The following is a 21,444-nucleotide window of genomic DNA, read 5'->3' as shown; positions in this document are numbered from 1 at the left end:
TTTCTACCCTTTCCGCCCTACGGACATCTGTGGGGGGGGTGGTGGGGGGGTTGGGGGTTCTGGTGGGTCTGTCCCCCCTTCCTTCCGGGGTCCCCACCCCCCGCCAGTACGGTGTCGGCCCCACGGGCCCCGGGGCGCCGGGGGTCCTGGGCGCCGGGCCCGGGCCGGGGTCTCCGGGCGTCGGCTCTGGCGCGCCGGGGCCCGTGGGGCCCCGGCGATCGGCTAGAAGCCCGGGCCGCCGGGGAGGTCCGGGGCCTGCGCGAGGCGGCCCCACAGCAGGTCGGCCAGGCTGCGGACGAGGTCGGCGCGGGAGCAGGGGCGCTCGCCGAGCCACCAGTCGCCGGCCGCGTGCATCATGCCGACGATGCCGTGCCCCCAGATCCGGGCCTGGGCGTCGGCGCCGGGGCCGAGGTCCACGCGCTCGGCGATGACCTGGCCGAGCTCCTCGCCCATCCGCCGGAGCAGCGGCGCGGAGTGGCGGCCGACGTCGAAGCCCTGCTCGGTCTGGTGCGACTCCTCCGCCGGGTGCATGAGGAAGCGGTAGACCTGGGGCAGCGCCTCGATCGAGGCGAGGTAGGTGTCGAGGGTGGATTCGACGCGGCGGCGGCGGTCGGACGGCGCGTCGAGCGCGGCCCGCAGGGCGGCGAGGAGGGCGTCCGTGTGCCGGATGGCGAGGGCGCGGTAGAGGCCGCCCTTGTCGCCGAAGTGGCGGTAGAGGATCGGCTTGGTGATGCCCGCCTCCGCCGCGATCGCGTTCATGGACGCCTTGGGGCCGTCCCGGAGCACCACCCGGTCCGCCGCCTCCAGCAGTTCGCGTCGCCGCTGTTCGGCGGGCGTCTGCTGGTCGGTGGTCCGGTGTGCGATGTCCATATGCGTGTCTCCCCGCCCGTGCGATTCGTGAGGCTGTCGCAACGTAACACCCGGCCGGTGTCCGCTGCCGGTCGGGCCGAACCGCTCCACCGCAGGTTGACAGCCCATACCCACCGGTAACACACTGGTGTTACCGCAAGTAACGTACAGCTGGGAGGGAATATGGGCGAGTTCACGCTCGAACTCAACGATGACCAGAAGCAGGTCCGCGACTGGCTCCACGGCTTCGCCGCCGATGTGATGCGCCCCGCGGCCGCCGAATGGGACGAGCGTGAGGAGACTCCCTGGCCGATCATCCAGGAAGCGGCCAAGATCGGCATCTACTCGCTCGATTTCTATGCCCAGCAGTTCTTCGACCCGACCGGTCTCGGCATCCCGATGGCGATGGAGGAGCTCTTCTGGGGCGACGCCGGCATCGCGCTCTCCATCGTCGGCACCGGCCTCGCCGCCGTCGGCGTCCTCGCCAACGGCACCGAGGAGCAGATCGGTACCTGGGTCCCGCAGATGTACGGCGACGCGAACGACGTCAAGGTCGCCGCGTTCTGCTCGTCCGAGCCCGACGCCGGCTCGGACGTCGCCTCGATGCGCACCCGCGCGGTGTACGACGAGGCCACCGACGAGTGGGTGCTCAACGGCACCAAGACCTGGGCCACCAACGGCGGCATCGCCAACGTCCACGTCGTCGTCGCGGTCGTCGACCCCGAGCTCGGCTCGAAGGGCCATGCCTCCTTCATCGTGCCGCCGAACACCCCCGGTCTCTCCCAGGGCCAGAAGTTCCAGAAGCACGGCATCCGCGCCTCCCACACCGCCGAGGTCGTCCTGGAGGACGTCCGCGTCCCCGGCCACTGCCTCCTCGGCGGCAAGGAGAAGCTGGACGAGCGCCTGGCCCGGGCCCGCGAGAAGGCCAGGTCCGGTGGCGGCGAGCGCGTGAAGAACGCCGCCATGGCCACCTTCGAGGCCTCCCGCCCGGCGGTCGGCGCCATGGCCGTCGGCACCGCACGCGCCGCGTACGAGGTCGCCCTGGACTACGCGAAGACCCGCGTCCAGTTCGGCCGCCCGATCATCGAGAACCAGGGCGTTGCCTTCCAGCTCGCCGACATGGCCACCCAGATCGACGCGGCCCGCCTCCTCGTCTGGCGCGCCTCCTGGATGGCGACGGCCGGCAAGCCCTTCACGGCGGCCGAGGGCTCCATGTCCAAGCTGTACGCCAGCGAGGTCGCCAAGACGGTCACGGCCCAGGCCATCCAGATCCTCGGCGGCAACGGCTACACCCGCGAGTACCCGGTGGAGCGCATGCACCGCGACGCGGCCATCTACACGATCTTCGAGGGCACCAGCGAGATCCAGCGCATGGTGATCAGCCGCGCCATCGCCAGGTGACCTGGCCGAGGCCGGTCCGGCTCCGCGGAGGGTGTCACCCTTCCCGTCCACCGCGGAGCCGCCCGGACCCGGACCGCGTCACGCCCCCTCTCGGCGGCGCACCATCTCGGTGATCCAGGCCGGCGCGTACGGAGACGTGCAGCCCGGGGGCGTCGGGTAGTCCTTGAGGACCTCCAGGCGCTCACCGATGTCCAGCGCGCGGCCGCGCTGCTCGGGGTGCTCGATCCCGATCTGGGCCAGACAGTGGTTCATCGCCCACTGCAGACGGTCCGGGGCCTCCTTCATCTCCGCCTCGACGACGTCGAGCAGCCCGTCGAGGTCGAGACCGTCGGGCTTCTTCGCGACCCGCTCGGTGGTCAGGGCCCACCCGGCGCTCGCGACCACCGGATCCGGATCGGCGGTCCACGCCAGGCGCAGCTCCTCGGCGTGCGGGCTCTTCTTCACCACGTAGTTCACGAGCCAGTCGTGCACCTTGGGCGTGCGCGCCTCACGGACCATGGCGTCCAGCTCGTCCCGCCCGAAGGCCTTCGGGCGGCAGATCAGCAGCGCCAGCAGTCTCGCCGCGCCGTCGCCCGTCTCCCAGAGCCGCTCCGCGAGGTCCTGCTGAGTCTTCAGCCGCTTCGCGAGCGCGCGCAGCTTCCCGAGGTTCACACCGTGGTCGTCACCGTGTCTCTCGTTCACCGCGCGCGCCTTCGGGTCCTCCAGCGCGGCCAGCTCGGCCATCACCTCGGCCACCGTCGTCCCGGCCACCTCGGTCTCCTGTTCCTCGTCATCCAGCGATGCCGTCACGAACCCCGTCCGGCCCTGCCGGGCGGACGTCAGACGAGACAGAACTCGTTCCCCTCGGGGTCCTGGAGGACCACCGCGTAGTAGTCCATGCCGTTCGGCTCGTCCATCGCGTACAGGATCGTCGCGCCGAGGGCCGTGAGCCGCGTCACCTCGCCGTCCACCCGCTCGCGGCGCAGGGCGAGCGGCACCCCGCGGCCGCCGCCGACCTTCAGGTCCAGGTGGACGCGGTTCTTGACCGTCTTCGGCTCAGGGACCCGCTGGAACCAGACCCGGGGGCCCACGCCCTTCGGGTCCACGATGGACTCCGGGAGCTCTCCGGCGTCCTCGCCCAGCTCGTCCTCGGGGACGCCGATCGCCTCCCAGTAGGCCCGCCAGCTGGCGTGGCCCTCGGGCGGCGGATCGGGGATGTAGCGCAGGGCCTCCAGCCAGAACGGCACCAGGCGCTGCGGGTCCGCGCAGTCGATGGTCAGTTGCAGGGTCATCTCGGGTCGCTCCATGGGGCGAGCCTCTCAGAGACCACTGACAGCCGCCCGGATCGAGCCAACAGGCCACATTCGGTCTGCTGTTCCGGCTTCGCTACCCGTGAGTCACTTACTGCGGGACAATCGCCCGTCAGGTGACGATCGAGGAGAACCGTTCATGGCCATCACCACCGGTACCGAAGCGCCCGAACTCGGGGGACTTCCGCTGCTCGGCTCCCTGTTCGACCTCAAGAACGACTCCCTGGGCACCTTCCTCCGCGCCCGCCGCGACCACGGCGACGTCGTACGGATCACCGCAGGCCCGCCCGGGATCCGCGCCACCGTCTACTGCGTCTTCTCCGCCGAGGGCGTCCAGCAGGTCCTCGCCGGGGAATCGGCCAACTTCCGCAAGGACAACGCCTTCTACCAGGAGGTCCGCGAGTCCTTCGGCAACGGGCTGCTCACCAGTCAGGACGAGGACTACCTCCGCCAGCGCCGGCTCGTCCAGCCCCTCTTCACCCGCCGCCGGGTCGACGGCTACGCCGCCGCCGTCGCCACCGAGGTCACCACCCTCACCGACGAGTGGCGGGACGCCGGCGCCGAGTCCGTCGACGTCCTCCAGGACATGACCCGCCTCTCCCTGCGCGCCGTCGCCCGCATCCTCTTCGGCACGGACGTCGACGCGGCCGTCCAGATCGTCGAGGACAACTTCCCCGACGTCGGCGCCTACGTCCTGCGCCGCGGCTACTCCCCGCTCAACGTCCCCCGCGACTGGCCCACCCCCGGCAACCGCCGCGCCGCCGCCGTCCACCGGGCGCTGTACGAGGTCTGCGACCGCATCATCGCCGAGCGCCGCGGCTCCGGCCCGACGTCCGGCGACGGCCAGGACCTGCTGACCCTCCTCGTCGAGGCCGAGAGCGCCGAGGACGGCAGCTTCGACGCGACCGAGCTGCGCGAGCAGGTCCTCGTCTTCCTGCTCGCCGGCCACGAGACCACCGCCACCTCCCTCGGCTTCGCCCTCCACCTCCTCGCCCTCCACCCCGAGGAGCGGAAGCGCGCCCACGAGGAGGTCGACCGCGTCCTCGCCGGCCGGACCCCGGGCGCCGCGGACCTCGACGCCCTGCCGTACGTCACCCGGGTCCTCAAGGAGGCCATGCGGCTCTTCCCGGCCGCCCCGGCCATCGGGCGCCGCGCCGTCGCCGCCACCCGGATCGGCGGCGTCGCCGTCCCGGCCGGCGCGGACGTCATCGTCGCCCCCTGGGTCACCCACCGCCACCCGGACTACTGGGAGGACGCGGAGCGCTTCGACCCCGACCGCTTCACGCCCGAGGCGGAGGCCGCCCGCCCCCGCTACGCCTGGTTCCCCTTCGGCGGCGGCCCGCGCGCGTGCATCGGCCAGCACTTCTCGATGCTGGAGTCGGTGATCGCCCTGGCGATGATCCTCCAGCGGTACGACGTCGAGGCCGTCGACACCGTGGTGCCCGTCGTGCCCGCGATCACCCTGCGGGCGGCGGGCCCGGCCCGCTGCCGCCTCACGCCCAGGACGGCGTAGACGGGCGTCGTGACGGCCGGGCCGCGACGCGCGGACGCTGCCGCGGCCCCGGCCCTGGCTCAGTCCCTCCGCTTCCCGCCGAGATGGAGCGCGCGCAGGGCCGCTTCGAGGGCGAACCGGTGCTCGGGATCGAGGAGCCGGTCGCCGAAGTGGCTGTCCAGGTTCCGCAGCCGGTAGCGGACCGTCTGGGCGTGCACGCCGAGCATCTCGCCGACCTGTTCGGCGGGCGCCCGGGTGGAGATGTGGACCCGCAGGGTCTCGATCAGCCGGTCGCGCCGGGTGCCGGACAGCTCGTCGAGCGGGGCGAGTTCACGCTGCGCGAGCTGGGTCACCAGGGCCGGGTCGGACAGTAGCCACAACGTTGTCAGGTGGTCCTCGCAGTGCACGAGGGGCGCGTCGGCGACGACGCCGTCGTCGATCAGCTGGAGGACGCGCCGGGCCCAGCGGATGGAGTGGGCGGCCTGCGCCGGGGGCACGGTCAGACCGACGACGGCGGGGGTGCCGGCCAGGGCGGAGCCGAGCATCGCGAGGCGGTCGGCGGTCAGCGGGCCGGGGATCAGCAGATACGGCTGGGGCAGGCTGAGGTCGGCGAGGACGTCCCGGTCGAGCCCCGCCTGCACGAGTTCGGCGAGCGGCGGGCGGAGGGCTACCAGGGTGCACTCGGCGGGGAGCTGCCAGGAGGCGTCCCGGCACAGCTCGGCGATCGTCGCCCGGGGCAGCGGGGGGCCGGCGACGACCAGGTGGAGTAACTGTCTTCGCAGCGCGGCCACATCGGACACCGCGCGGGTCTGCACCATGACGTAGCCCTCGCGGGACAGGGCCTCCAGCTCGTCGACGTAGGCGAAGAGGGCGTCCGCGAAGGCGAGGATCAGGGTGGGGGAGAGGTTGTACGTACGTCCGATGATCTTGGCCCGGCGCAGCGCGACGCGCGCGCCCAGGCGGTAGGCGCCCAGTAACGTGTCGAGGTCGCGGCCCTCGTAGGCCTCCACCCGGCCGAACTTGCGGAGGAGTTCGTCCCTGAGGGCCGAGTTCGTCCCGGGGTCGGCGACCCGCTCCACGAAGGCGGCGAGCGCCTGCTCCACACCCTGTCGGATCGCGTCCGAGTGCGGCCCGTTGAAGAGATGGGCGTACACGGGGTAGGTCCGCTGGACCTCCATGCCGATCTCCCTGATGAGACCGGGGATCTCCGGCCTCATCAGGGCGGCGAACTCCCTGGGGAGCGGTTCGAGCGGTTCACCGATGTCCGGCGACTGGGTGATTGCGGGCATGAACCGATCCCTTGCTCTCCTACGCGACCGGTGGGGGAGCGACGGTGCGGAGCCCAAGCCTGGCGTGGTGGGCGCCGCCGTGGTCGTCAGGTGCGTACCTACGTGGAATGCTGAAGCTAAGTCAACTGCTGTGTGCTGTACACACGTTGAGCAAGAGTTGGCGTGCCGGAGGGGTACGCGCTTACCTAGTAGGCCGGGAATCGCCCTTGGGTGGCTGTTACCGGACTGCCGAGTGCCAGTTCCGGGAGAGCGTCCTGCCCGCGTCGGGGGCGGCGAGACCGGGGGCGAAGAGGCCCGTCAGGTGGGTCTGGGTGTTGTTGAGGGTGAGGCTGTTCTTGCCTGCGGCGGAGGGCAGCCCGGTCTTGAGGTTGACGGCGGCGTCGATCAGACCGAACCAGCCGAGGCCGCAGCCGCTGGCACCGGGGACGGCGAAGGTCTTGTCGCTCTGGGTGGAGCCGAGGATGTTGAGGCGGCTCATGTCGCCCTCCTCGTTCGGGGAGCCGTCGCCGTTGAAGCGTTCCACGCCGAAGTCCGGCGAGGTGAGGTTGCTCGGGCGCAGGATGATCGGGTTCGCCTTCGTCCCGATGTAGCAGTTGCCGCCGAGGAAGGGGTTCTCCAGGCGGATGCGGACCGGGATGGAGACGATCGGCTTGTCGGTGAGGACGCCCGCGATCTGGTCGAAGTCCGAGGGGGTGCCGACCGACTCCATGGTCGCGGTGATCTTGTTGAGTCTGGCGTCGGTCAGCTGCCGGCAGATGTCGGAGATGAACGGGATGTCACTGGGACACATCAGGCCCAGGAGCCCGCCGGGGACGGTGGCCGGGGCGGCGATGAGCGCGCCGCCGGCCGGGGCGGCGACGGTGCTGGTGCCGTCGGGGTTCTGGACGACGCCGATCTGGAGGTTGGTGCTCCCGGTCGTCACGGTCGTGTTGCCCAGCTTGATGGAGCCACTGGTGGAGTACGACACGACGCACTGCGGCGAGGTGTCGAGGCCGTCCGCGGCGAGCATCGCCCCCGCGTCGACGGGGCAGCGGCTGGACGGCCCCCAACTGCCGTTCAGCTGCGGGTCGGCGGCGGTGGCCGACCCGATGGAGGCGAAGGCGCCGAGTGCCGTCAGGGCGGAGAGCGTGGCGAGGCGCGTACGGGAGGAGGCGAGGGGCATGACGGTGCCTTTCGTCGAGGGGGTACGGGGGTACGGGGGTACGGGGGTACGGGGGGTGGAGCGAGGGAGCGCGGGGGGCGACGGACCGGGGGCGGGCCGGGGCTGACCGGGTGCGCGGGCTCAGCGCTCGGGCTTGGGGACCACGTACGGCTGGCGGTCCGCGGTGCACTGGCCCTCGGTGGGCACCTCCACGCCCACCGCGCAGGTCTGGCCCTGGATCTGCCTGATGTGGTTGCCGGGGCCGGAGATGGAAGCGGTGAGGAGGCGGTCGAGGTTCTCGCCGCCGGCGCCGCAGCCCTTGAACGCGGGGACCGTCACCTCGCCGGTGAGCGGGCCGCCACTGGTGAGGACGTAGCCGGTGGCGTCGGTGCCGTTGAGGAGCTGTCCCTTGCCGAGCAGCACCAGGTGGTCACCGGGGTACTTGGAGGGCTGGGGCTCGGGGGAGCTGAGCGGTGTGACCGTGCGGCAGTCGGGGCCGACGTCCAGCGGGGTGCCGTTGACCTCGACGGCGAGAACGCGCAGGACGAGAGGGACCCGGATGTAGGTCTCCGCGATGTTGTCGGGGAAGACGAGGAGGACGTCCGACTCGACGATCAGGGGTCCCGCCTGCTCCAGCACCAGGGTCGCCGTGGTGGGCGCGAAGCCGAAGGTCAGGAAGGTGGACGTGAAGGGCGGGGACTGCCTGCGCCCCTGGTACCGGAGCGAGCCCTCCGACTTCTGGAGCAGGTGCAGGGTGCCGTCCGGGCGGAAGTCGATCACCGGCTCGCCCTGTTCGAGCTGCACGCAGGACACCGGGATGAGCGAGGCTCCGTCGAGCTTGCGCACGTTGGAGTAGCCGGTGATGTACGCGGAGAGCGAGGTGGAGGTCGGCTTCTCGGTGACGCAGGGCGGTGCCTTCGGGCGTCCGGCGGTGCCGGGCGGGTTCTCGGTGGCCACCCTCGGGCCCTTGCCTGCGTCCGTGGCGGACGCCGGGTCGGGCGGTGCTCCGGTTGCTCCGCCCGCGGTCTCCCGGCCGGCCGGGGTCGACGACGGCCGTCCGGAGGGGGCGGCCGAGGACGAGGACGAGGACGAGGGGGAGGGGGGCGCGGGCGAGGACGGGGCGGTCGGAGGAGTGGACGGCGTGCCAGGGCTCGTGGTGGCGGCGGAGCCCGGCGTGACGGGGATCGCGGCGAGCGCCGTCCGGCCTTCCGTGTCCGGCCCGGGGACGCAGCTGACGGAGAGGGACGCCGGACTGGTGGGCGTACCGTCGGCCTTGCTCGGGGCGAGGCCGACTACGAGGTTTCCTGCGGTGAGGGTCAGGTCGCCGGTGGTGCCCGTCGTGAGGGCGGGGACGTCGCCGGTGCCGGTGAGCGTGAGCGGGCCTTCGGCGGGGACGGCGGCGGGTCGGGCCGTGCCGAGCCATGTGACGTCCGTACGCGCGCCGTTCTGGCCCACGCCGACCGTGAGCGTCGTCTCCGCCCGTACCGTGGCGGCCTCGAGGGCGGTGAGCTCGGCCGCGACCGCGGCCGGGAGTTCCAGTGTCGTGCTGACGTCGGCGGCCTCGATCGTCTCGCCGACGGTCGCCCGGTCGGGGACGGTCGCCCTGATCCGTACCGTCGCGGTCTGCGGGCCCGAGGGCAGGGTGCAGAGGTAGGGGAGCCGGGTGTCGACCTCGTGTGAGCCCAGGGCCACGGCAGCCGCGGGGAGAAGGGGGGCGAGTGCCACGAGCGCGGCGATCGCCGCGCCACGCGTCTGGGCGCGGGAGGGCCGCAGGGCGGCTCGCTGGCCTCTCATCTGGTGCTCCGCTCGGAATTGTGCGCGCGAGCGTCGGGTGCGCGGGCGCGAAGGGAAGGCCGTCGGGGGCACGGACGGCCCGCGTCCGCCCGGCCGGGGTCACCGGCCGGGCGGACGCGGGCTCTCGCGCCCTACGGGTTGGAGCCGACGATCGTCGGGATGGTGGTCGTGTTGGCCACCTTGACCAGGTAGTCGCCCTTGAAGAGCGGCTTGGCGCCGACCGGGACGGCGGAGCCGCAGTTGGTCGAGGAGACGACGGTGAGCTCGCCGGTGACGCTGTTGACCGCCAGCTTGCCCGTCGAGTTGGTGTACGTGCCGGAGGCCTTGCCCGTCACGCGGAAGACGCAGGCGCCGACCGTCACCTTGGCGTCGACGTTGCCGACGTAGCCCTTGGTGACCCCGGTCGCGGCGGTGTAGTCCTGTGCCACGACGGTCCACGGGGTGGTCGCGACGGTGGTCACGTTGCCCAGGACGCTGGTGCAGGGCGCGCCGGTGGCGCCGAAGGCGATGGCGCTGATGGAGGCGACGGTCGCCGGGTTGCCGGTGGCGCTCGCCATGGTGCCCGAGGCCTTCGAGTTCGTACACGTCATGGCGATGCCGTTGACGCTCAGGACGACGTTGCCGCTGTTGGTCGCGGTGAAGCTGGCGGGCGTCGGGTTGACGGTCCAGACCGTCGAGGGCACGGCCGAGGCGGGGCCGGCGGCGAGGGCGAACGCGGCGGTGGCCGCCCCGGCGACGACGGCGAAGTTTCTGATCTGGTTCTTCATGGGTCCCGGACTCTCCTTGGGGATTGACCAGCTGAGGGTGCGACCGCGGTGGGGGAGCGGCCGGCGGCCCGGTATTTCTCGGCCGCGAAACCAGACGTTACTTGCGAGAAACTTAGCTGAACAATGCCGCTGTCCATGATTCTTTGAAGAAGGCTAATTGCCTGTCAAGCGGGTGAGCGGTGGCCGGAATCGCCTTGGTTCCGCGGTGCGCAATGTCGACAATTATGATCGATCAGGGGTGGCTGGATTCAGCATTGCTCTCCCCGGTGACAAGCGGCGGAATGAGATTGTCTCCCGCCTGATAAATGCCCGGCCTTCCGCCATCTGTCGCCGAAAACTCCGGATCCGGTATTGCCGGGGGAGGTTACTCGGTCGTAACGTTCCCGGGGCGACGACCAGAGTCGCAGGTCGGCCCGTCCGTGTATCTCCGTGCAGACAAAGTCGAACCAGGGCTTTGTCTCCGCGGTGACAAATACAGGAGCGGATCAAGGATTTTGCGCCACACCTCTTGTCCAAGTGATCCGCACCGACTTAACGTGCGCCCGCGGCGCACCCCCGACGCATGCTTGCTGGAGGTGGGATGGGAATCGAGGTAGTCGTTGAGGGGCTGACCATGTCCTTCGGCAAGCAGAATATCTGGCAGGACGTGACCCTGACCTTGCCGGCCGGAGAGGTGAGCGTGATGCTCGGCCCTTCCGGTACCGGTAAGACGGTCTTCCTGAAATCGCTCATCGGACTGCTCAAACCTCAACAGGGCCGCGTTCTCATCAATGGTGTCGACATGGTGAGCAGCCCGGAACGGGACATCTACGAGACCCGGAAACTCTTCGGCCTCATGTTCCAGGACGGCGCCCTCTTCGGCTCCATGACCCTGTTCGACAACATCGCCTTCCCGCTGCGCGAGCACACCCGCAAGCGGGAGTCCGAGATCCGGCGCATCGTCATGGAGCGGATCGAACTCGTCGGCCTGCTGGGCGCGGAGGGCAAGCTGCCGGGCGAGATCAGCGGCGGCATGCGCAAACGTGCGGGCCTGGCCCGTGCCCTGGTGCTCGACCCGCAGATCGTCCTCTGCGACGAACCGGACTCCGGGCTCGACCCCGTCCGCACCGCGTACCTGTCGCAGCTGCTCATCGACCTCAACGCGCGCATCGACGCGACGATGCTGATCGTCACCCACAACCTGGACATCGCCGCCACGGTCCCCGACAACATGGGGATGTTCTTCCGGCGCAACCTGGTCACCTTCGGCCCGCGCGAGGTGCTCCTCACCAGCGACGAACCGGTCGTCACCCAGTTCCTCGCAGGCCGCCGCGAAGGCCCCATCGGCATGTCCGAGGAGAAGGACGCCGCCCTGCTCGCCGCCGAACTGGACAACCCCGCCACCTTCCCGGCGGCGCCCCGGGTGATCGTCCCGCAGCTGGAGCCCTCGCCCGGTCTCCCGACGCGCGCGGCGGTCGGACGCCGCCGGGAGCGCGTCCTCGGCATGCTCGACCGGCTGCCGCCCGCCGCCCAGGCCGCCATCCGCGACACCTACGCCAGGGACGCGGCGTACACCCTGCCCCAGCGGCAGCGGCTCACCGGGAGCGGCTCGTGATCACCGGCGCACTGCGGCAGACCGGCCGGCTCTTCGCCCTCGCCGCCGAAGTCGCCGGGGCCGTCTTCCGACGCCCTTTCCAGTTCCGGGAGTTCGTCGAGCAGTTCTGGTTCGTGGCGAGCGTCACCATCCTGCCGGCCGCGCTCGTCTCCATCCCGTTCGGCGCCGTGATCGCCCTCCAGGTCGGCTCCCTCACCCAGCAGTTGGGGGCCCAGTCGTTCACCGGCGGTGCCAGCGTCCTCGCCGTCATCCAGCAGGCCAGCCCCCTCATCGTCGCCCTCCTGATCGCCGGCGCCGGCGGCTCCGCGATCTGCGCCGACCTCGGCTCCCGCAAGATCCGGGAGGAGCTCGACGCGATGGAGGTCATGGGCGTCTCGCCCGTGCAGCGGCTGGTCGTCCCGCGCGTCCTCGCCACCATGGCGGTCGCCGTGCTGCTCAACGGCATGGTCTCCGTCGTCGGCACGCTCGGCGGCTACTTCTTCAACATCATCCTCCAGGGCGGCACCCCCGGCGCCTACCTCTCCAGCTTCTCCGCGCTCGCTCAACTGCCCGACCTCTACATCAGCGAACTCAAGGCGCTGATCTTCGGGTTCATCGCCGGCATCGTCGCCGCCTACCGGGGACTCAACCCCCGCGGCGGACCCAAGGGGGTCGGCGACGCCGTCAACCAGTCCGTCGTCATCACCTTCATGCTGCTGTTCTTCGTGAACATGGTGCTGACGGGCATCTACCTGCAGATCGTCCCGCCGAAGGGAGGCTGAGACCGATGGCCTCCCCGTTCGTCTGGCTCGACCGGTCCGGTGACCAGCTCCTGTTCTACGTCAAGGCCCTGCTCTGGGTGCCGCGGACCCTGCGCCGCTACCTCAAGGAGGTGCAACGGCTGCTCGCCGAGGTCGCCTTCGGCTCCGGCGGCCTCGGCGTCATCGGCGGCACCATCGGCGTCATGATCGCGATGACGCTCTTCACCGGAACCGTCGTCGGCCTCCAGGGCTACGCCGCCCTCGAACAGATCGGCACCGCGGCGTTCACCGGCTTCGTCTCCGCCTACTTCAACACCCGCGAGATCGCCCCGCTCGTCGCCGGACTCGCCCTCTCCGCGACCGTCGGCGCCGGGTTCACCGCCCAGCTCGGCGCCATGCGCATCAACGAGGAGGTCGACGCCCTGGAAGGCATGGGCATCCGTTCCATGCCGTACCTGGTCACCACCCGCATCATCGCCGGGGTCGTCGCCATCGTCCCGCTGTACGCGATCGGCCTGCTCTCCTCCTACCTGGCCTCGCGCTATGTGACGGTCCTGTTCAACGGCCAGTCCCAGGGCACGTACGACCACTACTTCAACCTCTTCCTGTCACCGACGGACGTCCTGCTCTCGGTGCTGAAAGTGCTGATCTTCAGCGTGATGGTGATCGTCGCCCACTGCTACTACGGCTTCCGGGCATCCGGTGGGCCCGCCGGCGTCGGCATCGCGGTCGGCCGCTCCGTACGCAACGCGATCGTGCTGATCAGCGTCACCGACTTCTTCCTGTCGCTGGCCCTCTGGGGCGCGACCACGACCGTGAAGGTGGCGGGGTGAGATGAGCGACTCACGTGCCGAGACCCTGCGCCGCCGGTTCGCCGGCGTGGTCTTCCTCCTGGTACCCGCCCTGCTCGCCTGGCTCGCGGTCGCCGTCTACGACAAGAAGTTCACCGACTCCGACCCGATCGTCGTCGAGACCGGCAGCGTCGGCAACGAGATGCACCTCGGCGCCGAGGTGAAGCTCCGCGGCGTCGTCATCGGCGAGGTCCGCGCCATCGACGCCACCGACGGCGGAGCCAGGCTCACCCTCGCCATGCGGCCCGGGACCCTCCGCCACGTGCCGTCCGACGTCCGCGCCCAGATGCTGCCCACGACCCTCTTCGGCGAACGGTTCGTCGCCCTCGTACCGCCCGGCGGCTCCACCGCCGAGCCGCTGGGACCCGGTGCCGTCATCCCCGAGGACCGCTCCAGCAACGCCGTCGAACTCCAGCAGGTCCTCGACAACGTCCTGCCCCTGCTCACCGCCGTCCAGCCGCAGAAGCTCTCGGCGACCCTGTCGGCCGTCTCCCAGGCACTGGAGGGGCGCGGCGACAAGCTCGGCGACACCCTCACCCTGCTCGACGCCCACCTGCGGAAGTTCAACCCCCAACTGCCCACCCTCACCCGCGACCTGAAAGAACTCGTGAAGGTCAGCCATCTCTACGCCGACGCAGCCCCGGACATCGTCACGGCGCTCACCGACTTCACCACCACCAGTGGCACCCTCGCCGAGAAGGAGGCCGACCTCGCCGGCACCCTCGGCGCCACCACCAGGACGGCCCAGGACCTGACCGCCTTCCTGCGCCAGAACAAGAACAACATCATCAGGCTCAGCGCCACCAGCCGTCCCACCGTGGAGCTGCTCGCCGAGTACGCGCCGTCCTTCCCGTGCACCCTGCGCACCCTCGCCCAGTTCGTACCGGCGATGGACAAGGCCCTCGGCAAGGGAACGAACCAGCCCGGACTGCACGTCGACGTCACCACCGTCCCCTCCCGCGGTGCGTACGTCCCCGGCCGCGACACACCGTCGTACGGCTCCGGCGGCGGCCCGCGCTGCTACCCCGTGCCCTACCTCGGCATCCCGGTCGCACCCGCCGCACGGGCCTCCGCCGCGGCCGGCCAGGACCTCGGCCCCGCCAACTCCCCGCAGGAGAACGACCTCGTCAACGAACTCCTCGCCCCCGGGGCGAAGAAGCGGCCCGGCGACCTCCCGGACTGGAGCAGCACCCTGGTCGGCCCGGCGTTCCGCGGCGCGGAGGTGACCCTCCGATGACGAAGCGGCCCACCCACACCCGCCGGCGCGGACTGACCGGCACGCTCCTGAAGTCCCTCGCGTTCGTCCTGGTCACTGCGCTGGCCACCACCCTCCTCGGCCTCAGCATCGCCAACACCGGCGTCGGCTCGGCCACCCGCTCGTACAAGGCGCTGTTCACCGACGTCACCGGGCTCGTCAAGGGCGACTCCGTGCGCATCGCCGGAGTGAAGGTCGGCGAGGTGACCGACGTACGCGTCGTCGAACGGCGCACCGCCCAGGTCACCTTCGCGGTCCGCGAGGACCGCTCCGTGCCCCGCTCCGCGACCGCCGCCGTGAAGTACCTCAACATGGTCGGCCAGCGCTACGTCTCCCTCGGCCGGGGCAGCGGCGACCTGGCCGGCACCCTGCACGACGGAGACACCATCCCGCTCGACCGCACCACGCCCGCCCTCGACCTGACCCTGCTCTTCAACGGGTTCAAGCCGCTCTTCGAAGGCCTCTCGCCCGCCGACGTCAACGACCTCGCCGGATCACTCGTGCAGGTCCTCCAGGGAGAGAGCGGCACCGTCGACAGCCTGCTGCGCCACATCGGCTCCCTCACCAGGACGGTCGCCGCCAAGGACAAGGTCATCGGCCAGGTCGTCACCCACCTCAACACCGTCCTCACCACCCTCAACAACCGCGAGGCCGCCTTCGACGACCTCGTCGTCACCCTCCGGAAGCTCGTCACCGGCTTCAACACCGACCGCAAACCCCTCGGCGAGGCGGTCCAGGCCGTCGGCGCCCTCACCACGACGACCGCCGGCCTCTTCCAGGAGGCGCGGGCCCCCCTCAAGAAGGACATCCGCGAACTCGGCCGGCTCTCCGGCACCCTCGGCGAGCACACCCCCGCCATCGAGTCCTTCCTCGCCAACACCCCCGCCAAGATGACCGCCCTGGCCCGGCTCTCCTCGTACGGATCATGGTTCAACCTCTACCTCTGCGAGGCGCGCGTGACCGGCGTGGGAACCTCCGACGGCTCGAAGCCGCCGACCGGGATCGCCGTGACCGAACCGAGGTGCCGCGGATGAGCCCCCGCCCCCGGTTCAAGCCGGTCAGGGAACGCAACCCGGTCGCCGTGGCCGTCGCCGGACTCCTGTTCCTCGCCCTGCTCGCCGCCCTGGCGTTCAACGTGGAACGCCTTCCCCTCGTCGGCGACGACACCACCTACAGCGCCGACTTCTCCGAGGCCGCCGGACTCGACGCCGGCGACGAGGTACGCATCGCCGGCGTCAAGGTCGGCGAGGTCACCGAGGTCTCCCTCGACGGGGCCAAGGTCAAGGTGACGTTCGAGGTCGGCGACGCCTGGGTCGGCGACCGCTCCACCGCCGCCATCGCCATCAAGACCCTCCTCGGCGAGAAGTACCTGGCGCTCGACCCGCTGGGCGCCGACCGGCAGGACCCGGCAACCCGCATCCCGCAGTCGCGCACCACCTCCCCGTACGACGTCACCCAGGCCTTCGAGGACCTCAGCGGCACCGTCGACGCCATCGACACCGCCCAGCTCGCCGAGAGCTTCGAGACGATCTCCGACACCTTCAAGAACTCACCGCCGCACGTCCGCAACGCCGCCACCGGCCTCTCCGAACTGTCGAAGTCCGTCTCCGCGCGCGACACCGAACTCGCCCGGCTCCTGGAGAACAGCAGCAAGTTCACCAAGACCCTGGAGAACAAGAAGTCCAGCTTCGAGACCCTCATCGAGGACGGCGGGTCCCTGCTCGGCGAACTCCAGAAGCGCCGCGACGCCATCCGCGCCCTCCTCAAGGGCAGCAGGGCGCTCGGCGCCGAACTCAGCGGCGTCGTGAGCGACAACGACCGGCAGCTCGGCCCCACCCTCAAGGCCCTCAGCCGCGTCACCGGAGTCCTGGAGAAGAACAGCGGCCGACTCGACAGGACACTCGCGCTCGTCGGCCCGTACTACCGGCTCGTCGGCAACACCCTCGGCAGCGGCCGCTGGTTCGACAGCTACCTGTGCGGCGTGGTGCCCCGTACCTATCTGCCCGAGACCTCACAGCCCACGACCGGATGCCTGCCGCCGAAACAGAAGGCGACGGCCAAGGGGAGCGGTGAATGATGACCAGACCCGGAAAACCCCTCGTCGCCGGGCTCGCCCTCGCGCTGCTCGCCGCCTGCGGTCTCGTCGCCGTCCGCGTCCTCGACGACGACGGCACCCGGATCACCGCCTACTTCGACCGTACGGTCGGCATCTACGCCGGCTCCGACCTGCGCGTCCTCGGCGTACGGGTCGGAGAGGTCGAGTCCGTGGAGCCGCAGGGCACCCGGGTGCGCGTCCGGCTCCTCCTCGACGAGGGCGTCCGCGTCCCCGCCGGCGCCCGGGCCCTCGTCGTCGCCCCGAGCATCGTCGCCGACCGGTACGTGCAGCTCACCCCCGCGTACAGCACCGGCCCCACCCTCGCCGACGGCGCGGAACTGCCCGCCGCCCGCAACCGCACCCCCGTCGAGATCGACCAGCTCTACGCCTCGATCACCGAACTGAGCCGGGCACTCGGACCGAACGGCGCCAACTCCACCGGCGCCCTGTCCGAACTCCTCGACACCGGCGCGAAGAACCTCAAGGGCAACGGCGCATCCATCGGCACCTCCATCAAGGAGTTCGGCAAGGCCGCCAAGACCCTCGACGGCAGCAGCGAGGACCTCTTCACCACCCTCGGCCGGCTGCAGACCTTCACCACCATGCTCAAGGAGAAGGACGGCGACGTCCGCACCGCGCAGGAACGCCTCGACGAGGTCGTCGGCTACTTCGCGGAGAACAAGGACGACCTCGCCGGCGCCCTCAAGGAACTCGGCAAGGCCCTCGTCCAGGTGAAGGCGTTCATCAAGGACAACCGCGGCGAACTCAAGAAGAACGTCGACCGGCTCGTCCCCCTCACCCAGACCCTCGTCGACCAGCGCGCCTCCCTCGCCGAGGCCCTCGACGTCGCCCCGCTCGCCGCCAGCAACGTCGTCAACGCGTACAACAAGGACACCCGCACCCTCGACGGCCGCGCCAACCTCAACGAGATCAGCATGGGCGGACCGCTGCTCCCGCTGCCGGTCAGCGGCGGCTCCGCGTCGACCGGCGGCTCCCCGGGAGCAGGCGGCCCGATGGGACCCGGCGGCGCCTCGCCGACCGGCACGGCCTCCACGACCACCGGAGAGGGGGAGCGATGAGACGCCCCACCCCGCCCACCCGGCGGGCGGCCGGAGCCGGAGCCGTCGGCGTGGTCGCGCTCGGCGTCGGACTCGCCGTCGTCCTCGGCGTGACCCCCGGCAACCCCTTCCGGTTCGACGGCATCGAGGACCTGCCCCTGCCCGGCGGCGCCGACCTCGGCTCCCACCCCTACACGGTCACCGCCGAACTCGACGACGTCCTCAGCCTCGTGCCGCAGTCCGCGGTGAAGGTCAACGACGTCGCCGTCGGCCGCGTCACCGCCATCGAACTCGGCACCGACACCTGGTCCGCCCGCGTCACCCTGAAGATCAACGGCGACGTCCGGCTGCCCGCCGACGCGGGCGCCCGCCTGGAACAGTCGAGCCTCCTGGGCGAGAAGTACATCCAGCTCGTCGCCCCGCCGAAGAACGACGGCGGACGGCTCACCGACGGCAGCGTCATCCCGCTCGCCCGCACCAGCCGCAACACCGAGGTCGAGGAGGTGTTCGGCGCACTGTCCCTGCTCCTCAACGGCGGCGGCGTCAACCAGCTCAAGACCATCACCCGCGAACTCAACGCGGCGCTCGGCGGACGCGAACCCGAGGTCCGCTCGATGCTCAGGCGGGTCAACACCCTCGTGACGACCCTCGACGCCCACCGCGGCGACATCACCCGCGCCCTCGACGGCCTCAACCGGCTCTCCGCCACCCTCGCCGGCCGCAAGAAGGACGTCGACACGGTCCTCACCGGACTCTCGCCCGGACTCAGGACGCTGGAGAACCAGCGGGGTTCCCTGCTGACCATGCTGCGCGCCCTGGACACCCTGTCCGGGGTCGCCGTCACCACCATCGACGCGAGCAAGAAGGACATGGTCGCCGACCTCAAGGCCCTCGCGCCCACCCTCACGGCACTCGCGGACGCCGGTGCCGACCTGCCCGAATCGCTCCAGGTGCTGCTCACGTACCCCTTCACCGACGAGGTGCTGCGGGGCGTCAAGGGCGACTACCTCAACACCTATCTGCACCTCGCCGCCGCCCCCGGAACCGACGTGATCCCGCCGTTGATCCCCAAGGCCGAGCCCACCCCCACCCCGACGCCCACACCCGACCCGGGCCCGGCCGCCCGCCGGGGAACCGGCACGAACACCGGGATCCCGAGCACGAACCCGCCCCTGCCGCTGCCCCCGGCCACCCCGCCGAAGGACGGAGGCGAGACCCGGTGATCACCCGCACCACACGGCTGAAGAACCTCGCGTTCCTCGTCATCGCCGTCCTCGTCCTCGGCTTCGTCGGCGTCCGCTACGCCGACCTCGGCCGGTACGCCGGAGTCGCCGACCACTACACCGTGCGGGTCCATCTCGCCCGCACCGGAGGCCTGTTCACCCACTCCGACGTCACCTACCGGGGCGTCTCCGTCGGACGGGTCGGCGACATAGGCCTGACCGCCGAAGGCGTCGTGGCCGAACTGCGCATCAAGAAGTCCGCTCCGAGGATCCCCGCCGACGCGCGGGCCGTGGTCGCCGGACTCTCCGCCGTCGGCGAGCAGTACATCGACCTGCGCCCCGAGAGCGACGACGGCCCCTTCCTCGCCGACGGCGCCCGTATCGAACAGACCGACACCCAGGTACCGGCGCCGGTCACCGACGTGCTCGCGAGCATGAACGACCTCACCGGCTCCGTACCCCTGGACTCCCTGCGCACGGTCGTCGACGAACTCGGCAAGGCCTTCCAGGGCCACGGCGACGACCTCCAGGTCCTCCTCGACAGCGGCAGCCGCTTCGTCCAGGCGGCCGACACGTCGCTGCCGGCCACCACCCGGCTCATCGACGACGGCGAGGTCGTCCTGCGCACCCAGGCCGAGGAGAGCCGCGCCATCCGGGACTTCGCCACCGGCGCGCGCACCCTGGCCACCACCCTCAAGGGCTCCGACGGCGACCTGCGCCGCCTCCTCGCCGTCACCCCCGACGCGACCGGCCAGATCAGCGGGCTCCTGCGCGATCTCGACCCGAGCCTGAGCGTCGTCCTCGCCAACCTCCTGACCACCTCGGAGATCGCCGTCACCCGGCAGCGCGGCATGGAGGAACTGTTCGTGAAGTACCCGGCGGCCGTCTCGGCCGGAGCCACCGCCGTCGAAGGAGGCCGCATGAACTTCGGCATGGCCGTCACCTTCTTCAAGCCACTGCCCTGCACCACGGGATACGGCGCCACGCGCTACCGCAACGGCCTCGACCTGGGCACCGCGCCCGCCCTCAACACCGGCGCCTCCTGCACGGGTTCCGCCGCGGCCGGGGTCAACGTACGCGGCTCGGCCCACGCTCCGAAGGGCGGCGGAGTGCCCGTACCGGCCCGGCCCGGGTCCCTTCCCTCGGGCGGCGCCGGCACCACGAAGGACACCCGGCAGACACTGCCGGGCGCGCTCGCGCTGCCCGGCCAGAACGGCGGGCCGACGGACATGGCCGGCCTCCTCGGCCTGAACACCGGAGGCAGCCGATGAGGCGCGGCCGGATCCTCGGGGCCGGCGCCCTCGTCGTCGCCCTGGGCTTCTGCGGCACCGGCGCCTGGACCTACGCGCAGGCCCGTGACGACGAGGGGCTCGCGTTCGGCCGCGAGCGGGACACGGCACTCGCCGAGGGCCGCGACCGCCTCACCGTCCTCAACTCGCTCGACGCCTCGACCCGCGAGCGCGCCGAAGCGGGCATCCGGGCCTGGCGCGAGGCGTCCACCGGACCGCTCCGCACCGAACTGGGGCGCACCGCACCCGCGGTGGGCGCCTCGGCGCGCGCCACGGTCACCGAGGCGGCCCTCACCGCGCTCGACGCGAGAGCCGGTACGGCGAAACTCATCGCGACCGTCCGCGTCGACGTCACCCCGCGCGGGGGCGGCGCCGCGAGCTCCGACCGCAAGCGCCTGGAGGCGGTCCTGACGCGCACCGGCGAGGACACCTGGAAGGTCGCGGCGCTGAGTGCGGTCCCCGTCGCCGGAGCCGAGGAGAACGAGAACGAATGACGCGACTCTTGCGCAGGACGACGAAGTCCCGGGCACCCGAACCCGCCGAGGAGGCCACGGACGAGATGGAGCCGGACGCCACGGACGAGGTGGAGCCGGAGGTCACGGACGGGGGCGACCCGCAGGCCACCGACGAGGGCGAGCCGGAGGCCACGGAAGGGACGGAGCCGGAGGTCACCGGCGAGGGCGACCCGCAGGCCACCGAAGAGGACGGCGAGGCACCCGCGGACGCCGCCGCCCGCCGCTTTCCCGCCGCTTGGCAGAAGGCCGCCCTGGCCGCGGCCGTCGCCGTGCTGCTCCTCACCGGGAGCGCCCTCTTCTACGGCGCCCACCAGCTCCGGTCCACCCCCTCGGCGCGCAACCACGCGCTCACCGACGCCGGGGCCACCGCCCGCGTCGGCGGTGACGTCGGAGAGGGCCTCGCCCGGATCTTCTCCTACACGCCCGCGAGCGACGACGCCGTCGAGCGTTCCGCCGGAACCGTCCTCGCCGGACGCGCCGCCCGCCAGTACACGGACCTGTTCGCCCAGGTCCGCGCGAAGCTCGTCGAGCAGCGCATCACCCTCAGCACCCAGACCGTCCGCACCGGCGTGATCGAACTCGACGGGGACAGCGCGCGCCTCCTCGTGTTCCTCGACCAGACCTCACGCCGGGGCGACGCGCCTCGGGACGAGACGCAGAAGGACAAGGCGCCGAAGGACAGGGCGCGTCAGGACCAGCCGACCGCCACGTCCGCGGCGGCCCAGCTCACCGTCACCGCGACGTTCCAGGGCGACCGGTGGCTGATCGTCGACATCAAGGCCCGCTGACCATGAGCGGGAGA

At 71.3% G+C, this 21,444-nt stretch carries 20 protein-coding genes; 13 read left to right on the top strand and 7 right to left on the bottom strand.

What is annotated here, in order from left to right:
• Positions 1-222: 222 nt before the first annotated feature.
• The gene (locus ACZ4XX_RS09320) at positions 223-870 is read right to left on the bottom strand and encodes a TetR/AcrR family transcriptional regulator (protein ID WP_030316718.1); all 648 of its coding nucleotides are present in this window, start codon (positions 868-870) and stop codon (positions 223-225) included.
• 162 nt (positions 871-1,032) lie between these two features.
• Here ACZ4XX_RS09320 and ACZ4XX_RS09315 point away from each other — a divergent pair, with 162 nt between their 5' ends.
• Positions 1,033-2,250, top strand: a complete 1,218-nt coding sequence (locus ACZ4XX_RS09315; protein WP_468507322.1) for an acyl-CoA dehydrogenase family protein — start codon at positions 1,033-1,035, stop codon at positions 2,248-2,250.
• A gap of 78 nt (positions 2,251-2,328) precedes the next feature.
• Here the strand turns inward: ACZ4XX_RS09315 and ACZ4XX_RS09310 are convergent, their stop codons facing one another.
• Together ACZ4XX_RS09310 and ACZ4XX_RS09305 are read right to left on the bottom strand one after the other, a co-directional pair.
• Positions 2,329-3,000, bottom strand: coding sequence for a DNA alkylation repair protein (locus ACZ4XX_RS09310; RefSeq protein WP_468507334.1), 672 nt, complete (start codon positions 2,998-3,000; stop codon positions 2,329-2,331).
• Positions 3,001-3,068: 68 nt separating this feature from the next.
• Positions 3,069-3,536 carry a VOC family protein gene (locus tag ACZ4XX_RS09305; RefSeq protein ID WP_468507321.1) on the bottom strand — a complete coding sequence of 156 codons (468 nt, stop codon included), beginning with the start codon at positions 3,534-3,536 and terminating at the stop codon, positions 3,069-3,071.
• Positions 3,537-3,678: 142 nt separating this feature from the next.
• Between ACZ4XX_RS09305 and ACZ4XX_RS09300 the strand changes: the two genes are divergently transcribed.
• Positions 3,679-5,052, top strand: a complete 1,374-nt coding sequence (locus tag ACZ4XX_RS09300) for a cytochrome P450 (protein WP_468507320.1) — start codon at positions 3,679-3,681, stop codon at positions 5,050-5,052.
• Between the two features lie 59 nt (positions 5,053-5,111).
• Here ACZ4XX_RS09300 and ACZ4XX_RS09295 read toward each other — a convergent pair whose 3' ends face one another.
• The 4 genes from ACZ4XX_RS09295 to ACZ4XX_RS09280 form a co-directional block, all read right to left on the bottom strand.
• Positions 5,112-6,320, bottom strand: a complete 1,209-nt coding sequence (locus ACZ4XX_RS09295; RefSeq protein ID WP_468507319.1) for a PucR-like N-terminal domain-containing protein — start codon at positions 6,318-6,320, stop codon at positions 5,112-5,114.
• Between the two features lie 217 nt (positions 6,321-6,537).
• A complete protein-coding gene (locus tag ACZ4XX_RS09290) occupies positions 6,538-7,482 on the bottom strand; it encodes a hypothetical protein (protein ID WP_468507318.1) in 945 nt (314 codons plus the stop codon).
• A gap of 120 nt (positions 7,483-7,602) precedes the next feature.
• Complete coding sequence (locus ACZ4XX_RS09285; RefSeq protein WP_468507317.1) at positions 7,603-9,255, bottom strand: DUF6801 domain-containing protein; 1,653 nt, start codon at positions 9,253-9,255, stop codon at positions 7,603-7,605.
• A gap of 131 nt (positions 9,256-9,386) precedes the next feature.
• Positions 9,387-10,022, bottom strand: coding sequence for a hypothetical protein (locus ACZ4XX_RS09280; protein WP_468507316.1), 636 nt, complete (start codon positions 10,020-10,022; stop codon positions 9,387-9,389).
• Between the two features lie 580 nt (positions 10,023-10,602).
• Between ACZ4XX_RS09280 and ACZ4XX_RS09275 the strand changes: the two genes are divergently transcribed.
• From ACZ4XX_RS09275 to ACZ4XX_RS09225, 11 genes are read left to right on the top strand one after another with little or no spacing between them, the layout of a single operon-like run.
• Complete coding sequence (locus ACZ4XX_RS09275; protein ID WP_468507315.1) at positions 10,603-11,616, top strand: ABC transporter ATP-binding protein; 1,014 nt, start codon at positions 10,603-10,605, stop codon at positions 11,614-11,616.
• The gene (locus ACZ4XX_RS09270) at positions 11,613-12,377 is read left to right on the top strand and encodes an MlaE family ABC transporter permease (protein ID WP_468507314.1); all 765 of its coding nucleotides are present in this window, start codon (positions 11,613-11,615) and stop codon (positions 12,375-12,377) included. The genes ACZ4XX_RS09275 and ACZ4XX_RS09270 overlap by 4 nt, the downstream gene beginning before the upstream one ends.
• A 5-nt stretch (positions 12,378-12,382) precedes the next feature.
• The gene (locus ACZ4XX_RS09265; RefSeq protein WP_073902099.1) at positions 12,383-13,189 is read left to right on the top strand and encodes an MlaE family ABC transporter permease; all 807 of its coding nucleotides are present in this window, start codon (positions 12,383-12,385) and stop codon (positions 13,187-13,189) included.
• Position 13,190: 1 nt separating this feature from the next.
• Entirely contained in the window at positions 13,191-14,444 is a 1,254-nt protein-coding gene (locus ACZ4XX_RS09260) for an MCE family protein (RefSeq protein WP_468507313.1), read from the top strand.
• Positions 14,441-15,496: an MCE family protein gene (locus tag ACZ4XX_RS09255; RefSeq protein WP_468507312.1), complete on the top strand. Its 1,056-nt coding sequence runs from the start codon at positions 14,441-14,443 to the stop codon at positions 15,494-15,496. The genes ACZ4XX_RS09260 and ACZ4XX_RS09255 overlap by 4 nt, the downstream gene beginning before the upstream one ends.
• Positions 15,493-16,539: an MCE family protein gene (locus tag ACZ4XX_RS09250; RefSeq protein WP_468507311.1), complete on the top strand. Its 1,047-nt coding sequence runs from the start codon at positions 15,493-15,495 to the stop codon at positions 16,537-16,539. The genes ACZ4XX_RS09255 and ACZ4XX_RS09250 overlap by 4 nt, the downstream gene beginning before the upstream one ends.
• The gene (locus ACZ4XX_RS09245; RefSeq protein ID WP_468507333.1) at positions 16,539-17,636 is read left to right on the top strand and encodes an MCE family protein; all 1,098 of its coding nucleotides are present in this window, start codon (positions 16,539-16,541) and stop codon (positions 17,634-17,636) included. The genes ACZ4XX_RS09250 and ACZ4XX_RS09245 overlap by 1 nt, the downstream gene beginning before the upstream one ends.
• Positions 17,633-18,838, top strand: a complete 1,206-nt coding sequence (locus ACZ4XX_RS09240) for an MCE family protein (protein WP_468507310.1) — start codon at positions 17,633-17,635, stop codon at positions 18,836-18,838. Before ACZ4XX_RS09245 ends, ACZ4XX_RS09240 begins: the two co-directional genes overlap by 4 nt.
• Positions 18,835-20,109, top strand: a complete 1,275-nt coding sequence (locus ACZ4XX_RS09235; protein WP_468507309.1) for an MCE family protein — start codon at positions 18,835-18,837, stop codon at positions 20,107-20,109. The genes ACZ4XX_RS09240 and ACZ4XX_RS09235 overlap by 4 nt, the downstream gene beginning before the upstream one ends.
• Entirely contained in the window at positions 20,106-20,621 is a 516-nt protein-coding gene (locus ACZ4XX_RS09230) for a hypothetical protein (RefSeq protein ID WP_468507308.1), read from the top strand. Before ACZ4XX_RS09235 ends, ACZ4XX_RS09230 begins: the two co-directional genes overlap by 4 nt.
• Positions 20,618-21,430 carry a hypothetical protein gene (locus ACZ4XX_RS09225; RefSeq protein WP_468507307.1) on the top strand — a complete coding sequence of 271 codons (813 nt, stop codon included), beginning with the start codon at positions 20,618-20,620 and terminating at the stop codon, positions 21,428-21,430. Before ACZ4XX_RS09230 ends, ACZ4XX_RS09225 begins: the two co-directional genes overlap by 4 nt.
• Positions 21,431-21,444: the final 14 nt, after the last annotated feature.

The sequence above is a fragment of the Streptomyces sp. NPDC029956 genome, assembly GCF_055574655.1.
The sequence above is the reverse complement of the archived record's forward strand: the minus strand, read 5'-3'. Positions and strand labels throughout refer to the sequence as shown.

Bases quoted from the DNA above. Each gene is read 5' to 3' on its own strand.
- ACZ4XX_RS09320 (WP_030316718.1), bottom strand. From the start codon at position 870: ATGGACATCGCACACCGGACCACCGACCAGCAGACGCCCGCCGAACAG.
- ACZ4XX_RS09315 (WP_468507322.1), top strand. From the start codon at position 1,033: ATGGGCGAGTTCACGCTCGAACTCAACGATGACCAGAAGCAGGTCCGC.
- ACZ4XX_RS09305 (WP_468507321.1), bottom strand. From the start codon at position 3,536: ATGGAGCGACCCGAGATGACCCTGCAACTGACCATCGACTGCGCGGAC.
- ACZ4XX_RS09300 (WP_468507320.1), top strand. From the start codon at position 3,679: ATGGCCATCACCACCGGTACCGAAGCGCCCGAACTCGGGGGACTTCCG.
- ACZ4XX_RS09295 (WP_468507319.1), bottom strand. From the start codon at position 6,320: ATGCCCGCAATCACCCAGTCGCCGGACATCGGTGAACCGCTCGAACCG.
- ACZ4XX_RS09290 (WP_468507318.1), bottom strand. From the start codon at position 7,482: ATGCCCCTCGCCTCCTCCCGTACGCGCCTCGCCACGCTCTCCGCCCTG.
- ACZ4XX_RS09285 (WP_468507317.1), bottom strand. From the start codon at position 9,255: ATGAGAGGCCAGCGAGCCGCCCTGCGGCCCTCCCGCGCCCAGACGCGT.
- ACZ4XX_RS09280 (WP_468507316.1), bottom strand. From the start codon at position 10,022: ATGAAGAACCAGATCAGAAACTTCGCCGTCGTCGCCGGGGCGGCCACC.
- ACZ4XX_RS09275 (WP_468507315.1), top strand. From the start codon at position 10,603: ATGGGAATCGAGGTAGTCGTTGAGGGGCTGACCATGTCCTTCGGCAAG.
- ACZ4XX_RS09265 (WP_073902099.1), top strand. From the start codon at position 12,383: ATGGCCTCCCCGTTCGTCTGGCTCGACCGGTCCGGTGACCAGCTCCTG.
- ACZ4XX_RS09260 (WP_468507313.1), top strand. From the start codon at position 13,191: ATGAGCGACTCACGTGCCGAGACCCTGCGCCGCCGGTTCGCCGGCGTG.
- ACZ4XX_RS09255 (WP_468507312.1), top strand. From the start codon at position 14,441: ATGACGAAGCGGCCCACCCACACCCGCCGGCGCGGACTGACCGGCACG.
- ACZ4XX_RS09250 (WP_468507311.1), top strand. From the start codon at position 15,493: ATGAGCCCCCGCCCCCGGTTCAAGCCGGTCAGGGAACGCAACCCGGTC.
- ACZ4XX_RS09245 (WP_468507333.1), top strand. From the start codon at position 16,539: ATGACCAGACCCGGAAAACCCCTCGTCGCCGGGCTCGCCCTCGCGCTG.
- ACZ4XX_RS09240 (WP_468507310.1), top strand. From the start codon at position 17,633: ATGAGACGCCCCACCCCGCCCACCCGGCGGGCGGCCGGAGCCGGAGCC.
- ACZ4XX_RS09230 (WP_468507308.1), top strand. From the start codon at position 20,106: ATGAGGCGCGGCCGGATCCTCGGGGCCGGCGCCCTCGTCGTCGCCCTG.
- ACZ4XX_RS09225 (WP_468507307.1), top strand. From the start codon at position 20,618: ATGACGCGACTCTTGCGCAGGACGACGAAGTCCCGGGCACCCGAACCC.